Source organism: Chelatococcus albus, from assembly GCF_030067675.1.
GTDB classification, from domain to species: Bacteria; Pseudomonadota; Alphaproteobacteria; order Rhizobiales; family Beijerinckiaceae; genus Chelatococcus_A; species Chelatococcus_A albus.
Genome location: NZ_JASJEV010000013.1, coordinates 78,495 through 93,485 on the forward strand (window position 1 = coordinate 78,495; position 14,991 = coordinate 93,485).

The following is a 14,991-nucleotide window of genomic DNA, read 5'->3' on the forward strand; positions in this document are numbered from 1 at the left end:
CCGGGGCACGGACGGGCCCCCGTCGCCGTCCGCCAGCCCGGAGGCGGCTCAGAAGCGTTCTGCGATCGGCATGACCGCCTCGGGATGGGCAACCCGCCGCGCCGCCGCCCGTAGCATGGGGATCACCTCGTCGACATTCTCGGCGACCAGGTAGGACACCTCGAATCCCTGGCGGATGAAACCCTGCTCGCGCATGTGGGCGAGCAGGACGAGGAGCGGCTTCCAGAAGCCCTTGGTCGAGAGGAGCAGGATCGGCTTCCTGTGCCGGCCCAGCTGCGCCCAGGTGAGCTGCTCGACGAGTTCCTCGAGCGTGCCGACGCCGCCGGGCAGGGCGACGAAGGCGTCCGCCCGCTCGTACATCATGCGCTTGCGCGTGTGCATGTCGGGCACGATGATGGTTTCCTGCGCCCCGTCGAGCAGACGCTCGCGGGCGGTGAGGAATTCGGGAATGATGCCCGTCACATCGCCGCCCGCCTCCAGCACGGCGCGTGCCACCGCACCCATCAGCCCGACATTGCCGCCGCCGTAGACGAGGCGCAGGCCGTCCGTTGCCATGGCGCGCCCGAGCCGGGTCGCCGCCTCGACAAAGGCCCCGTCGCCGCCGGAGCCCGAACCGCAATAGACGCAGATGGATCGAATCTCGCTCATGGCGTCGGATGTGCCGGCGGACGCGGCGGCGGTCAACCCTCGCCGGCGTCGTCCGCGCGAGCGACGAACACCCCTTGAGCACGACCGTTCCCGCGGCGGGCGGGAGGCATCCCTCCCATCCGATCCGAGGTATCCGCGCTCTGGCCCCGGGGCCGGCTAAACGGTAGGATTAAATACGGATTCTGGGGAGAAGGCCGACCTGATGTCGTCCCGGAACAAGCAGATCGCCATCGTTGCAGTCGGCGTGGTCGCCTTGGCGGTTGCGGTCTATGTCTTCGGCCTTCCCGAGAGGAAGCCTGTGCAGGAGGCGCGGACGAGCCTGGGGGAGACAGGGGCCGCGGCGGTGCAAGCCCCGCCGCCGTCCTCGCCCGCGCCCGCGTCGGGTGCGAGGGACGCGCCTACGTCCGAGGCCATACCCTCGCCGGACAAGACGGGGCGGGAGGCCGGGCCGCAGCCGCCGGCGGTACGGCAAGAGGGCGCGCAAGCCGCGTCGCCCGCGTTCGACGTCGTGCGCGTCGAGCCCTCCGGCGAGGCGGTCATCGCCGGGCGGGCAGCTCCGGGCGCCACCGTCGAGCTCTTGCGCGACGGCGAGCAGCATGACCGCGTCGTGGCCGATACTTCGGGCCTCTTCGCCATGACGCCGACGCCGCTGCCGCCGGGGACGCACGAACTCACACTGCGCTTCACGACGCCTGACGGACGGCAGGCCCTGTCGAAACAGTCGGTGACCGTCGTCATCGCGCCGGACAGGAAGCAGCAGCCGGTCGTCGCGCTCACGGCGCCGGATGCGCCGACCGTCGTGCTGTCGAAGCCGGAAACGCCGGCGAAGCCCGGCACGCAGGCCGAGCAGCGGTTGGCCGTCGCACCGGAGGTGCCGGCAGACCGGCCGCCGGCCGGGCAGGCCGCCCCTCCCGCGGGCCCCGGACGGGCTGAGCCGGCGGAGCGTCGTCCCGTTTCCATCGAGGCGGTGGAAGCGGACGATGGCGGCCGCCTGTTCGTCTCCGGCCGCGCCGCGACCGGCGCGACGGTGCGGCTCTATCTCAACGACAGCTATCTCGCGTCGGGCACCGCGGCGGGTGAGGGGCGGGTGTCATTCACCATCGGCAGCGGTGTGAAGCCCGGCGACTATCGCGTGAGGCTCGACGACGTCGATCCCGTGTCCGGCACGGTGCGCTCGCGTGCCGAAGTGCTCTTCAACATGCCGGCGACCGCGGTGGCCCTGCGGCCGGGCGTACCGGCGGCGGGAGGCGAAACGTCTCGCGACAAGGCCGGCGGCAGCCGGGGCGGGCTCGAGGCGGGGCCGACGGCAGGCGGGGCGCCGGGTGCGCGTGTCGCCGCGCCGGCCACCGGCGCGGACCCCTCGAACGTGCTCGTACCCGGCGTGAAGACCGCGACTGTCGTGCGCGGCGACAGCCTGTGGCGCATCAGCCGGCGCGTCTACGGCCACGGCATCCGCTACACGGTGATCTACGAGGCCAACCAGCAGCAGATCCGCAATCCGGCCCTCATCTATCCCGGTCAGGTCTTCGTCCTGCCCGGCGAACCGCACTGAGGCGGCGGCGTCGAGGCACGGGCGGTCGGCGACGCCGGCGCGCGGGTCAGGCTGCCTTCAGCACCTCGTCGCCCTTCTGCCAGGCGCAGGGGCAGAGCTCTCCCGTTTGCAGGGCATCGACGACGCGCAGGACCTCGGCGGGGTTGCGCCCGACGGCGAGGTCGTTGACGGAGACGAAGCGGATGACCTCGCCGGGGTCGACGACGAAGGTGGCGCGCAGGCACACACCCTCGGTTGCATCGAGAATGCCGAGCGCATCGGCGAGTTCTCGCTTGATGTCGGCGAGCATGGGAAAGGCCAGGCGCTCCAGGCGGGGATCGGAGCGCTTCCACGCGAGATGCACATATTCGCTGTCGGTCGAGACGCCGTAGAGCACGGCGTCGCGCTCCGCCAGAGCGCCGTGGATCGCATCGAATCCGACGATCTCCGTCGGGCAGACGAAGGTGAAGTCCTTCGGCCAGAAGAAGAACACCTTCCAGCGGTTCCCCGCTGTCGCATTCGAAATCTCGACGAAGGTCCCGGTCGTGTCCCCTGGCTTGGCGGCCTTGAGCGAGAAGGCGGGAAAGGTCTGGCCGATCGTGAGCATCTGGTCCTCGTGGAAATAGGCTGGATGGGCGGGCAACAGGGGCCGCAGGGCGGTTGGGGCAGGGGCGCCGGCACTGCCGAAAGCCGCCGCCCGACCGCAGGTCACCCGAGCATCCCGCCGAGCCGGCGCGGGTTCGCGCGGGAAAGTTGGTTATTTTCAATGGGTTGAACGGATCTTCCGATCCGAGGGAACTCCCCGGGAGCGCTTGAGCATTTTCCGTCGAAGCGAAGGCCGGTTTGGCGAGGAACCGAAGGTCCGTTCCGGAGAAAATGCTCCATTCTCAAAGAGATGGACGCATTTCCCGATTCAACTGAATCGGGAAATGCTCTAGCGCCCCGCGCGGGCATGCCGGCAGCGGGGCCGCAGCGCGCACCGGAAGGCGGTTCTGGTTGAGGGGAGGTCGCGCGGGCCGTCGTTGGTCAGCGGCGGGGGCTCCGCGAAGGAGGCGGTTCCCGGAAGCGATGGCGTGCGCGCGTTGGTCGTGAACATCACATCTGCACCTCTTCGATGGGCGGTGCGGCGAAAATAGCGAGACCAGAATGCAAATGCAACTCATTTGCAATAAACTTCTCCTCCTGCCGATGTGACCGGCTGCGGGCGCAGCCGGCATACGGGTTCGCGGCGTCGCTCCCGAACCTGCCAGCCCGCTTGCGCAACGGATCGCTGCCGGGCGGCGCGGCAGGTCGCCGGCAGGATGGGTGGTTCACCAGACCATCGGGATGAAGCGATAGCGCACGCGCTCGGCGTAGGCGGCGTAACCCTGGAGCTCGGCTCGCAGGGTGCGTTCCTCCAGCACGGCGCGCGCCGCGAGCCCCATGGTCAGCAGCGGCGTCGCCGCCAACCCGTACCAGGAACCGAGGAGGAGGGGCGTGCCAAGGAAGAAGAGGAGGGCGCCCGCATACATCGGGTGCCGCACATACGCATAGGGGCCGCTGCTCACGACGCGATGCCCGCGCTCTCGCTGCACCTTCACGACAGGGGCGGCGAAGCTGTTGGCGCGAAAGGCGAGGAAGGTGACGGCGAGCGACAGGGCGAGGAGAAGGGCGCCGGGGACCTGCAGCCAGAGCGGCATGTGCGACCAGCTGAAGCGCGCCGCGTCGAGCGCGATGAGCGCGAGCCAGGCGCACCAGGCGGCGACGATGCCGACCATGAAGACCTTGTCCCAGGTCTTCTGCTCGGCCTGCATCAGCGGCGACAGGCGCTCGGCGAGCAGCCCCGGATCGTGCTTCGCCAGCCACAGGCCGACGACCAGGCCGCCGAAGCCGGTGATGGCGAGATAGATCCAGGCGGCGGGCCAGAGGATCGTGCCAGCCCCGACGAAGAGCACCGCCCCCATGCCGCCGGTCCACAGTGCGGTCTGCACGATGAGTCTGAGAACCATGGCGCGGTGTCCCCGGCGATGGCGCCCCGCGCGGGCATCGTGACAAGCATAGCCCATTTCGGGCGCTGCGATGGCCGGTCCGCCCATCGCCCTTGACGCAGGTCAAGGCGCCTCGACACCGAAGGCGCATGGTGGTGCGCGCAGCCGACAAGGCGGGACGGACGGCGAGGGGGCCGGCGGACCCGGCGGGGCTGGCCGGATTGCGGGCGCGCGAGCCTCGGATGAACGGGGGAGACGCGACCATGGCCAACGCCACCGACCAGATGCGGCCCGGGGCCGCGGCTGCCGAGGTTCCCCAAGTGTCCGCGCCTGCGCTGGGCATGACGCTCGCCGCCTTCGCGGCGCTCTCGTTCCTGCTGTGCGTGCTCCTGGGTGCCGTCTCCCCGGATTGGGGCCTGCACAGGCCGTGGCTCCAGTTCTACCTGGGCCTGACCGGCTTCGATCTGCGCAGCATCGTCCTCGGGCTCGCGCAGAGCCTTGTCTACGGCGGTCATGCCGGCGTCCTGACCGGCCTCTTGTTCAACTTCTTCAGCCGGCGCCTCGGCTGAGCCGCGCCGCCGTCGCGCAAACGCTTGTCGCGGCCCGGCCGGCCGCAGGCCAGCGCGGGGCGTGCGGGGCCGCCGGCCAGGGCGGCGGCGCATACGGGGGTGTACGCCGCGCGGGCTCGACCTATATGTGGGCGAGTGTTTCTCTGGAATCGTTCCGATGTCCGCTCCCACAGCGGAGGCCGGGGCTTCGGCCCACGCCCTCGAGCCCGCCGCGTCTCTACACTCCGCCGCGACCGCGCCTGCCGCCCGCCCGGGCATGGGGGCCACCCTGCGGCGACTGTGGCCCTATCTGTGGCCGCACGATCGGGGCGACCTGCGCCTGCGCATCTATCTCGCCTTCGCGCTGCTGATGGTCGCCAAGCTGGTGACCGTGCTGATGCCCTACAGCTTCAAGTGGGCGACCGACGCGCTCACCGGCGAGCTGAACGGCGGCGCGGCACAGGCGGGCACGGCGTCGCTGTGGGCCGGAGCCGTTTTCCTCACCGTGCTCTACGGCGCCACGCGCATCCTCATGTCGGTGCTCACGCAGGTGCGCGACGGCATGTTCGCGTCCGTTGCCATGAATGCGGTGCGGCGGCTGGCGCTCGAGACCTTTCGGCACATGCACCGGCTGTCGCTGCGCTTCCACCTCGAGCGCAAGACGGGCGGCCTGACGCGCGTGCTGGAACGAGGCCGCAACGGCATCGAGGAGATCGTGCGGCTCGTCGTGCTGCAGCTCGTGCCGACCATCGTCGAGTTCGTGCTCGTCATGGCCGTGCTCTGGTGGCAGTTCGATTGGCGCTACGCGGCGATCGTCTTCGTCATGGTGGCGCTCTACCTCGCCTACACCTACAAGGCCACCGAGTGGCGGATCGCCATCCGCAGGCGCATGAACGAGTCGGACACCGACGCCAACACGAAGGCGGTCGACTCTCTCCTCAACTACGAGACGGTCAAGTATTTCGGGGCGGAGGCGCGCGAAACCGCCCGCTACGACAAGTCGATGGAGCGCTACGAGCGGGCGAGCATCCAGACCTATACGTCGCTCGCGGTGCTCAACGCCGGTCAGGCGGTCATCTTCACCATCGGCCTGACGCTCGCCATGGTGCTCGCCGTCTACGACGTGCGCGCCGGCCTTACCACGGTCGGCGGCTTCGTCATGATCAACGCCATGCTGATCCAGCTCTACATCCCCTTGAACTTCATGGGGATGCTCTATCGCGAGATCAAGCAGGCGCTCATCGACATCGACGACATGTTCGGCATCCTGGAGCGCGATCCCGAGGTGGTGGACAGGCCGGGCGCCCGCCCGCTCGTCGTAAGCCGCGGCACCGTCGCCTTCGAGGACGTGTGCTTCTCCTACGTGCCCGAGCGCCCGATCCTCAAGGGAGTGAGTTTCTCGGTACCGGCGGGCAAAACGGTCGCCATCGTCGGGCCCTCGGGCGCCGGCAAGTCGACGATCTCGCGGCTGCTCTTCCGCTTCTACGAGCCATCCGGCGGGCGCATCCTCATCGACGGGCAGGACATCGCCGAGGTGACGCAGGATTCGCTGCGCGCCGCCATCGGCATGGTTCCGCAGGATACCGTGCTGTTCAACGACATCATCGGCTACAACATCCGCTATGGCCGCTGGAACGCGACCGACGAGGAGGTGGCGGAAGCCGCGCGCCTCGCCCAGATCGACCGGTTCATCCTCTCGCTGCCGGAAGGCTACGACACGCCAGTGGGCGAGCGCGGCCTGAAGCTCTCGGGCGGCGAAAAGCAGCGCGTGGCCATCGCGCGGACGATTCTCAAGGGACCGCCCATCCTCGTCCTCGACGAGGCGACATCGGCCCTCGACAGCTTCACCGAGCGCGAGATCCAGGACGCGCTCGACCGTGTGTCGCGCGGTCGCACCACGCTCGTCATCGCCCATCGTCTGTCCACCGTGGTCGGCGCCGACGAGATCATCGTGCTCGACAGGGGTGTCATCGCCGAGCGCGGCACGCATGTGGAGCTTCTGGCGCAGCGCGGCATCTACGCCGCCATGTGGGATCGCCAGCGGCAGGCCGAGGCTGCGCGCGAGACCCTCAAGCGCGCCGAGGAGGAGGAGGAAGAGAGCGTGCGCGTCACTCTCTCTGCTTGACGCTGCCGGGCGGCGGTGCGATCCGAAACGCGCTTTCGGTGCGGAGGTGCCGCGGACGCCGGTTCGCGGCCGGCGCCCGTGCCGACGGCGAGCGTTTCAAGACGGCGAGACGCGGGGTGTTGGTCCCGACGTCGCTGCTTTTCGGTTCCGCAGGGAGAAGGCCGGCGAGGCGGGGTTGGCGCGTGCCACCCGCAGACCGGCCCATCCCGGACGGGACGAAGCGAACAGAGCGAGCTGCCATGTCCATCCTCGATTCCGTCCGCCGGGTGCTGACCCCCATCCACAAGGAGGGTTATCCCTTCATCGCCATCGCGGCGGTGGCCTCGCTCGTGCTCGGCCACCTGTGGGCGCCCTTCGGATGGGCCGGCCTCGTGATCACGCTGTGGGTCTGCTACTTCTTCCGGGATCCCGAGCGGGTGACGCCGCAGCGCGAGGGGCTCGTCGTCGCGCCCGCCGACGGCCGCATCAGCCAGATCGTGGCCGCACTGCCGCCGCCGGAGCTCGGCCTGTCCGACGAGCCGCTGACGCGTGTGTCGATCTTCATGGACGTGTTCGACTGCCACGTGAACCGCAGCCCGGTGGCGGGACGCGTCGAGAAGATCGCCTACCGGCCCGGCCTCTTCATCAATGCCGACCTCGACAAGGCGAGCGAGGACAACGAGCGCAACGGCCTGGTCATCGACAGCGCGGGCACGCGCTTCGGCATGGTGCAGATCGCCGGCCTCGTCGCGCGCCGCATCGTGAGTTTCGTCAAGGAAGGCGACACGCTCGCGGCCGGCGAGCGCTTCGGCCTCATCCGCTTCGGCTCCCGCGTCGACGTCTATCTTCCCGCGGGCGTGCTGCCGCTGGTCGGCGTCGGCCAGCGCACAGTTGCCGGCGAGACCGTCATCGCCGACCTGCGCTCGACCGAGGGGCCCCGCAGCTTCCGCGCCGACTGAGGCGGCGCGGTGCGGGGCTCGCTTGCCGGCAGGCAAGGCGGGCCCTATCCTCGCACCTCCTTCAGTCGGGAGCGCTTCTCGCCGAGATGAATGCCGGCGCGATGGGTTTCGCGGGCCAGCGTCGGCGAGAATGCTCTGATTTCAATAGGTTGGACGAGTTTTCCGATTCAGGGAGATCGGAAGACGCCGCAAGGCCCCGATGAGCGATCTCTTTCCGCCATTCGCCCCCGATGCTGACGAACCGAAGCGGCGCCGCTTCAACCCGGTGCCGCTGCGGGTGCTCGTGCCCAACGTCATCACCCTGCTCGCGCTTTGCCTCGGGCTGACCGCCATCCGCCTCGCGATCGAGGAGCGGCTCGAGCCGGCGATCTTCGCCATCGTGATCGCGGCGGTGCTCGATGCCATCGACGGGCGCGTGGCGCGCCTGCTCAAAGGCACGTCGCGCTTCGGTGCGGAACTCGACTCGTTGTCGGATTTCGTCAATTTCGGCGTGGCGCCGGCGCTCATCCTCTATTCGTCGATTCTCAAGGATCTGAGATCGGTCGGTTGGATCGCGGCGCTCGTCTTCACCATCGCAGCGGCCCTGCGCCTCGCGCGCTTCAACGTCATGCTCGAGGACCCGACGCGGCCCGAGTGGCAGAAGAACTACTTCGTCGGCGTGCCGGCGCCCGCCGGCGCGCTCGCGGCTCTCCTGCCCATCTATCTCTACTTCGTGGGCCTGCCCATCGGCGGGCTCGCCGCGCCCGTCGTCGCCGTCTATCTGATCGGCATCGCATTCCTGATGGTCAGTCGCATCCCGACCTATGCGGGCAAGACGCTGGGCAGCCGCGTGCCGCGCACGATGGTGCTGCCGCTCTTCGTTGTCGTCGTGCTCGTCGCGGCGCTGCTGGTCAGTTTCACCTTCGAGGTGCTGGCGGCGGCGACCATCGCCTACCTCGCCCTCATTCCCCTCGGCGTCGCGCGCTACCGGGCGCTCGAACGCGCCGACCGGCTCGCCGCGCAGGTGGGCAAGAGCGACGTCATCGCCGGCCACAAGGAGGCGCCTCCTCCCGAGGCGCCATAGTCGCGGGCCGTTGCCCTTGCCTGAATAAGGGCTTGTGCCCGACAAGTTGCGCCCGCTTTCGGATTCGGCAGAGCGGGAATGCGCGCGAGCGCTCTCACGGGCTGCGTCGCTGCAGGCGGCGCGCGTTGGCCAGCACCCGCCGCCGCGCCGGAGCGGTAGCCGCGGCGGCGATGGCTGAGAGGCCGCTCTGCAGCCCCCGGGGACCGACCCGGCCGCAGGCAAAGTCGAGCCACAGCTTCTGCCAGGCGAGGGTAGCGGCCACCGTGCCCTCGACCACGGCCGCCACCTTCTCGAAGGTCGCAAGCCGTGCTTCCGCGAGCCCCGCGGGCGAGGGGGCGAGCACGGCGGTGGCGAGGATGGGCAGGCGCAGGGCGACCGTCGTCGCCGCCGCCTCGGCCGTGTCGAGGGAGGCGCGGGTCGCGGCGAGGAGCGCGCGCGTCGGGGGCTCGATCATCGGGGTTTGCTCATGGAACGGGCGTCGAAGAGCGCCGGGAAGGAGACAGGGACGGCAGCGGGCGGACGTCCGGGCAGGACGGATCGGACCCGTCGCAGCCTGGGAGGGGCCGCACCATGCTCGGACGAAGCGAACCGCGGATGCGGCGGCCTCGTCGCGATGGGGTGGACGCGTCACGGACACGCCATTTAGATGGTGGCGAGCCAGTTCACAACGCCGCGGCTTTCAATTAGGGTCCGCGCCGTTTCGCAGCCTCTGCAAGGATCGGCATGTCAAAGGAAGAACTCCTCGAGTTCCCGGGAGTGGTGACCGAACTGCTCCCGAACGCGATGTTCCGCGTGAAGCTTGAGAACGACCACGAGATCATCGCGCACACCGCCGGCAAGATGCGCAAGAATCGCATCCGCGTGCTGACGGGCGACCGCGTGCTCGTCGAGATGACGCCCTACGATCTCACGAAGGGCCGCATCACCTACCGCTTCAAGTGACGCAAGGCCTCGCGGCCCGTGGCGCATCCCGCGCCGGCGGCGCCGCGGCATGATGCCGGGATGTGCGGAGCCGCCTTTGCGGACGTCGGCCTCGGTTCGGCCGGCATCAGGCTCCGAAGCCCGGGCATCGATTGCTTCGCGACCTTGGATCGTTTCAGTCCGATATCATCGTGACCTGGAGCATCGCCTGCTGAAGTGGACGCCGGTTTGACGAAGGACCGAAGCTCCGCATCAACACGAGCGCTCCATTCTTGATATGGTGGCCCGCCTTCCGACCGAGGAATATCGGAAGGCACCGAGGCGGCGGGAGGCGTCGGTGGCTTTCTTCTCCGAACAACCCTCTTCCGGTTCGTGGCGCCCCAAGCTCGTCCTCGCCTCCGCCTCCCCACGGCGGCTCGCCCTTCTGCAGCAGGTCGGCATCGAGCCGGACGCGCTCCTGCCGGCCGATGTGGACGAGGCGCCGCGCAAGGGCGAGAAGCCGCGCGACTACGCGCGTCGCGTCGCCCGCGAGAAGGCGGAAGCCGCCGTGAAGGTCGCGCGGAGCCGCGCAGACATGGCGGATGCCTTCGTGGTCGCAGCCGACACGGCGGTCGCCGTCGGGCGGCGCATCCTGCCCAAGGCCGAGATCGTGGAGGAGGCGGCCGCGTGCCTCCGCCTCCTCTCCGGCCGCACCCATCGGGTCTACACCGGCGTCTGCGTGGTGACGCCGAAGGGCGCCGTGCGTGAGCGCATCGTGGAGACGCGGGTGCGCTTCAAGAACCTGTCGCGCGACGAGCTCGAGAGCTATCTCGCCTCCGGCGAATGGCGCGGCAAGGCCGGCGGCTATGCGGTCCAGGGGCTCGCCGGCGCCTTTGTCGTCAAGCTCGTCGGGTCTTACACGAATGTCGTCGGACTGCCGCTCTACGAGATAGTCGGCCTTCTGGGGGGCGAGGGCTATCCCGTGCGGCTGAGCTGGCTCAATGCCGCCTGAGGCGGACGGCAGCGGGGAGGGGTGGCATGAACATCGCGCTCTGGCTCGAACGCCTGGGCAAGGCCGATCCCGGCCGGCCGGCCATTGGCCACGGGCGGCGTGTCGCCGCCACCTACGGCGAGGTGGCGGAACGTGCGGCTCGTATCGCTGGAGCCCTGCGCGGCTGGCTCGGGCTCGCGCCGGGTGACCGCGTCGGCATCGTTGCCAGGAACAGCCCGGAATATGTCGAGATCCTCCACGGCATCTGGCTCGCCGGCTGCGCCGCCGTGCCCGCCAATGCCAAGCTCCACGGGGCGGAGCTCGGCTACATCCTCGACCATTCCGGCGCGCGGGTCTGCTTCGCCTCGCCGGCGCTCGACGAGGCCATTGCCGCCCACGCGCCGGCCACGCTCGAGCGCATGATCGCCATCGGCAGCCGCGACTACGCGGCGCTGCTCTCTGCCGAGCCGATGGCCGCCGCGCCCTGCCGCGCCGACGATCTCGCCTGGCTCTTCTACACGAGCGGCACCACGGGACGCCCGAAGGGCGCCATGCTCAGCCATGGCAACCTCGCCGCCGCGAGCTTCGCCTATCTCGCGGAGGTCGATCCCGTCGCGCCGGGCGACGTGATCCTGCACGCGGCACCCATGAGCCACGGCTCCGGCCTCTACATGATGGCGAACGTCCTGCGGCGCGCCGTCAATGTCGTGCCCGAATCGGGGGGCTTCGAGCCGGAGGAGGTCTTCGCGCTCGCCGCGCATTGGCGCCGCACATCGATGTTCGCCGCGCCCACCATGGTCAAGCGCCTCGTCGCAAGCCCGGTGGACTGCGATCCCGCCGCCTTCCGCACCATCGTTTACGGCGGCGCGCCGATGTATGTGGAGGATGCGCGGGCGGCCCTCGACCGGCTCGGCCCCTGCCTTGCCCAGATCTACGGCCAGGGCGAAAGCCCGATGACCATCACGACACTGTCGAAGGCGGAAATCGCCGACCGCGGTCACCCGCGCTGGCAGGAGCGCGTCGCCTCCGCAGGTCTCGCCTTTGCCTGCCTGGAGGTAGCGGTGGTCGATGCGGAGGATCGGCCCGTGCCCCATGGCGAGGCGGGCGAGATCGTCTGCCGCGGCGCCCCCGTCATGGCCGGCTACTGGAACGATGCCGATGCCACCGCCCGCGCCCTCAGGGGCGGCTGGCTGCACACGGGCGACATCGGGACGCTCGATGCCGACGGCTATCTGACGCTGAAGGACCGCTCGAAGGATCTCATCATCTCCGGCGGCTCCAACATCTACCCGCGCGAGGTGGAAGAGGTGCTGCTCGCCCATCCGGGCGTGCGCGAGGTGTCCGTCATCGGCCGCGCCGACCCTGACTGGGGCGAGATCGTCGTCGCCTATGTCGTCGGGGCAGCACCCGCCGGCGAGCTCGACGCCCTCTGCCTCGAACGCATCGCCCGCTTCAAGCGCCCCAAGGACTACGTCTTCGTCGACGCGTTGCCCAAGAACAACTACGGCAAGATCCTCAAGACCGAGCTGCGCGTGTGGGATGCCCGGCGCATGAAGGACGACAGGCATGGCTGACAGGCTCAAGGGAAAGGTGGCGCTCGTCGTCGGGGCGGGTTCGAGCGGGCCGGGCTGGGGCAACGGCAAGGCGACCGCCGTGGCCTTCGCCCGCGAGGGCGCTGCCGTGGTCTGCGCCGATGTGAACGCCGCGGCGGCCGAGGAGACGGCGGCGATCATCCACGCGGAGGGCGGAGAGGCGACCGCCCTGCGCGTCGACGTCACGCGCGCCGCCGAGGTCGAGGCCGCGGTGGCGGCGAGCCTCGCCCGCTACGGCCGCATCGACGTCCTCGACAACAATGTCGGCATCGCGGAGGTCGGCGGTGTCGTCGAACTGTCCGAGGCGGAGTGGGACCGCGTCTTCGCCGTCAATCTCAAGGGCGCCTTTCTGACGATGAAGCACGTCATCCCCGTCATGGAGGGCCAGGACGGCGGCTCCATCATCAATATTTCGTCGATCGCAGCCGTCCGCTACACCGGCGTGCCCTACGCGAGCTACTATGCGAGCAAGGCAGCGCTGAGCCACCTCACGCGTACGACCGCCGTAGAATATGCGGCGAAGAAGGTGCGCGTGAACGCCATCCTGCCCGGGCTGATGAAGACCCCGATGGTGGAGAAGTCGAGCGGGCTCGCGCAGACCTACGCCGGCGGCGACGTTGAGGAGATGTGGCGCGCGCGCGACCGGCAGGTGCCCATGGGCCACATGGGCGATGCCTGGGACGTGGCATGGGCGGCCGTCTATCTCGCCAGCGACGAGGCGCGCTACGTCACCGGCATCGAGCTCGTCGTGGACGGCGGCATCACGCTCAAGATGTCCTGAGCGGGAGGCTTCGATGACGCAAGAGGACAAGCCGGACGCGACGCCGCGCAAGCCTCAGGCCGCGCGTCCCTGCCCGATCTGCGGCAAGCCCGCCGAGCAGCGCTGGAAACCGTTCTGCTCGAAGCGCTGCGCCGACGTCGACCTCAACCGCTGGCTGAGCGGCGCCTATGCGATCCCCGTCGTGGAGGATGAGGAGGGGCCGGAGGAGCCCGGGGCGGGGCAGGCCTGAATCATTCGCGCCATGTTCTCCGCGCGATTGTCGGGGGCCGAGTGGCGGCGGGAGCACTTCCCGATTCAATGGAATCGGGAAGTGCATCTATCTTTTTGAGAATGGAGCATTTTCTTCGCCGAACCGGCGACCGCCTCGGCGAAAAATGCTCTAGACTGCCGCCAACGACAACCTCCAACAACGCATCCCGGGAGAACGCCTCATGCTCGACCGCCGTCGGTTCAGCCTGCTCGCCGCCGCTGCGGCCGGCACGGCCGCATGGCCGCGCGTCGCCTTTGCCGAGACCTATCCGGCCCGCCCGGTGCGCCTCGTCGTGCCCTTCGCCGCGGGCGGGGCGACAGACGTCATCGCCCGCACGCTCGCCGACCAGATCGGCAAGGACTGGAAGCAGCAGCTCGTCGTCGAGAACAAACCGGGCGCGGGCTCCAACATCGGCATCGAGCAGGTGGCGCGCGCCGAGCCCGACGGCCACACGATCCTCATCGCCTCCATCGGGCTCGCGGTGAATCGCTACCTCTACAAGACCCTCGGCTACGACCCTCTCGCGAGCTTCGCGCCCGTCTCGCTCATCTGTCACGTGCCGAACGTCATGGCCGTGCCGCCGGACAGCCCGGCGAAGAGCGTTCAGGACTTCATCGCCAAGGCAAGGGCGGCGCCGGGCAAGCTCACCTTCGCCTCGTCCGGCATCGGCACCTCGCTGCATCTGTCGGGCGAACTCTTCCAGCGCATGGCGGGCGTCAAGCTCACCCACGTGCCCTATCGCGGCAGCGCGCCGGCGCTGAACGACCTCATGGGCGGGCGTGTGGACGTGATCTTCGACAACATCACCTCCATCCTGCCGCAGGTGCAGGGCGGCACGGTGCGTGCCCTCGCCGTCACCTCGGCAAGACGCGTGCCCGCCGCCCAGGACCTGCCGACCATCGCCGAATCGGGCGTGCCGGGCTTCGACGTCTCCTCCTGGTTCGCCCTCTTCGCCCCGGCGAAAACCCCCGCCGACATCGTGACGAAGCTCCAAGGCGCCTCGCTCGCGGCGCTCGCCGCGCCGGCGGTCAGGAAGCGGCTGGAGGACCTCGGCGCTCTCGTCGTGGGTTCCTCACAGGCGGAGCTCACGGCCCATCTTCAGAGCGAGATGGACAAGTGGGGCAAGCTCATCGCCGAGGGGGGCATCAAGATCGAATGAGGCGGGCGCCCGGACCGCGCCCGTCCACACCCATCTTCACGAAGTTGGCGCGGGACGCTGGACAGGGGCGAGCGCACTCACTATAACCCCGCGCCATCGACGCCGTCCGGCGTGGCCCTCGGGCTGCCAGGCGTCGTGCCCAGGTAGCTCAGTTGGTAGAGCATGCGACTGAAAATCGCAGTGTCGGTGGTTCGATTCCGCCCCTGGGCACCATTTCCTAGTCCGTCCCTGTTCGCCGAAACCCGGAAACGCTTTGAAATTCAGGGCTTTTTCGCGTAATTTCGTTTGCGAGCGTCCGCGGCCAATCGTCGAAAGCCAACAAATTTGTCGGCCCTTTTGTTGGCCCGGGGCGAGTGACGTGCTCCCCTTTTTTCCTGCTGGTCATAAGTTAGGACCGGCTGGCAATCCGGCCGGTCGCACAGGCGGATCGGCCCCTGCCGGCCCCTGCCCGGTCGGTGGCTGTCGCCGCGCGACCCTCGGCCCTGTTGTCGTCGAAGC

Annotated in this window: 15 protein-coding genes and 1 tRNA gene; 12 read left to right on the forward strand and 4 right to left on the reverse strand. The window is 69.3% G+C overall.

Translation table 11 applies throughout. From position 1 onward, the window contains the following. Window positions 1-48: 48 nt before the first annotated feature. A complete protein-coding gene (locus tag QNA08_RS16695; protein WP_283741858.1) occupies window positions 49-648 on the reverse strand; it encodes an LOG family protein in 600 nt (199 codons plus the stop codon). Window positions 649-850: 202 nt separating this feature from the next. Here QNA08_RS16695 and QNA08_RS16700 point away from each other — a divergent pair, with 202 nt between their 5' ends. Further along, the gene (locus tag QNA08_RS16700; RefSeq protein ID WP_283741859.1) at window positions 851-2,200 is read left to right on the forward strand and encodes a LysM peptidoglycan-binding domain-containing protein; all 1,350 of its coding nucleotides are present in this window, start codon (window positions 851-853) and stop codon (window positions 2,198-2,200) included. Between the two features lie 46 nt (window positions 2,201-2,246). On the opposite strand, the gene QNA08_RS16705 is transcribed toward QNA08_RS16700, so the two are convergent. After that, the gene (locus tag QNA08_RS16705; RefSeq protein ID WP_283741860.1) at window positions 2,247-2,786 is read right to left on the reverse strand and encodes a peroxiredoxin; all 540 of its coding nucleotides are present in this window, start codon (window positions 2,784-2,786) and stop codon (window positions 2,247-2,249) included. A gap of 703 nt (window positions 2,787-3,489) precedes the next feature. Continuing rightward, window positions 3,490-4,167 carry a methyltransferase family protein gene (locus QNA08_RS16710; RefSeq protein ID WP_283741861.1) on the reverse strand — a complete coding sequence of 226 codons (678 nt, stop codon included), beginning with the start codon at window positions 4,165-4,167 and terminating at the stop codon, window positions 3,490-3,492. 242 nt (window positions 4,168-4,409) lie between these two features. Between QNA08_RS16710 and QNA08_RS16715 the strand changes: the two genes are divergently transcribed. The 4 genes from QNA08_RS16715 to pssA all read left to right on the forward strand — a co-directional run bounded on the left by QNA08_RS16715 (window position 4,410) and on the right by pssA (window position 8,820). Further along, window positions 4,410-4,715, forward strand: a complete 306-nt coding sequence (locus QNA08_RS16715) for a hypothetical protein (RefSeq protein WP_422679938.1) — start codon at window positions 4,410-4,412, stop codon at window positions 4,713-4,715. A gap of 157 nt (window positions 4,716-4,872) precedes the next feature. Beyond that, window positions 4,873-6,819 carry an ABCB family ABC transporter ATP-binding protein/permease gene (locus QNA08_RS16720; RefSeq protein WP_422679939.1) on the forward strand — a complete coding sequence of 649 codons (1,947 nt, stop codon included), beginning with the start codon at window positions 4,873-4,875 and terminating at the stop codon, window positions 6,817-6,819. Between the two features lie 203 nt (window positions 6,820-7,022). Continuing rightward, entirely contained in the window at window positions 7,023-7,757 is a 735-nt protein-coding gene (locus QNA08_RS16725) for a phosphatidylserine decarboxylase (RefSeq protein ID WP_283741877.1), read from the forward strand. 199 nt (window positions 7,758-7,956) lie between these two features. Further along, window positions 7,957-8,820 carry a CDP-diacylglycerol--serine O-phosphatidyltransferase gene (gene pssA / locus QNA08_RS16730; protein WP_283741862.1) on the forward strand — a complete coding sequence of 288 codons (864 nt, stop codon included), beginning with the start codon at window positions 7,957-7,959 and terminating at the stop codon, window positions 8,818-8,820. A gap of 94 nt (window positions 8,821-8,914) precedes the next feature. On the opposite strand, the gene QNA08_RS16735 is transcribed toward pssA, so the two are convergent. Then, entirely contained in the window at window positions 8,915-9,274 is a 360-nt protein-coding gene (locus QNA08_RS16735) for a hypothetical protein (RefSeq protein ID WP_283741863.1), read from the reverse strand. 269 nt (window positions 9,275-9,543) lie between these two features. Between QNA08_RS16735 and infA the strand changes: the two genes are divergently transcribed. From infA to QNA08_RS16770, 7 genes are all read left to right on the forward strand, one after another. Further along, on the forward strand, window positions 9,544-9,762 hold the full coding sequence (gene infA / locus QNA08_RS16740; protein WP_283741864.1) for a translation initiation factor IF-1: 219 nt from the start codon (window positions 9,544-9,546) through the stop codon (window positions 9,760-9,762). 316 nt (window positions 9,763-10,078) lie between these two features. Next, window positions 10,079-10,732 (forward strand): Maf-like protein, encoded by a 654-nt coding sequence (locus tag QNA08_RS16745; protein ID WP_283741865.1) that lies wholly within the window; start codon window positions 10,079-10,081, stop codon window positions 10,730-10,732. Window positions 10,733-10,758: 26 nt separating this feature from the next. After that, window positions 10,759-12,285, forward strand: coding sequence for an AMP-binding protein (locus QNA08_RS16750; RefSeq protein ID WP_283741866.1), 1,527 nt, complete (start codon window positions 10,759-10,761; stop codon window positions 12,283-12,285). Further along, on the forward strand, window positions 12,278-13,084 hold the full coding sequence (locus tag QNA08_RS16755; protein WP_283741867.1) for an SDR family NAD(P)-dependent oxidoreductase: 807 nt from the start codon (window positions 12,278-12,280) through the stop codon (window positions 13,082-13,084). Before QNA08_RS16750 ends, QNA08_RS16755 begins: the two co-directional genes overlap by 8 nt. Before the next feature lie 13 nt (window positions 13,085-13,097). Continuing rightward, entirely contained in the window at window positions 13,098-13,313 is a 216-nt protein-coding gene (yacG, locus tag QNA08_RS16760; RefSeq protein ID WP_283741868.1) for a DNA gyrase inhibitor YacG, read from the forward strand. A 202-nt stretch (window positions 13,314-13,515) separates the two neighbouring features. Beyond that, on the forward strand, window positions 13,516-14,493 hold the full coding sequence (locus QNA08_RS16765) for a Bug family tripartite tricarboxylate transporter substrate binding protein (protein ID WP_283741869.1): 978 nt from the start codon (window positions 13,516-13,518) through the stop codon (window positions 14,491-14,493). Window positions 14,494-14,630: 137 nt separating this feature from the next. After that, window positions 14,631-14,706: transfer RNA gene (locus tag QNA08_RS16770), tRNA-Phe, on the forward strand. Window positions 14,707-14,991: the final 285 nt, after the last annotated feature.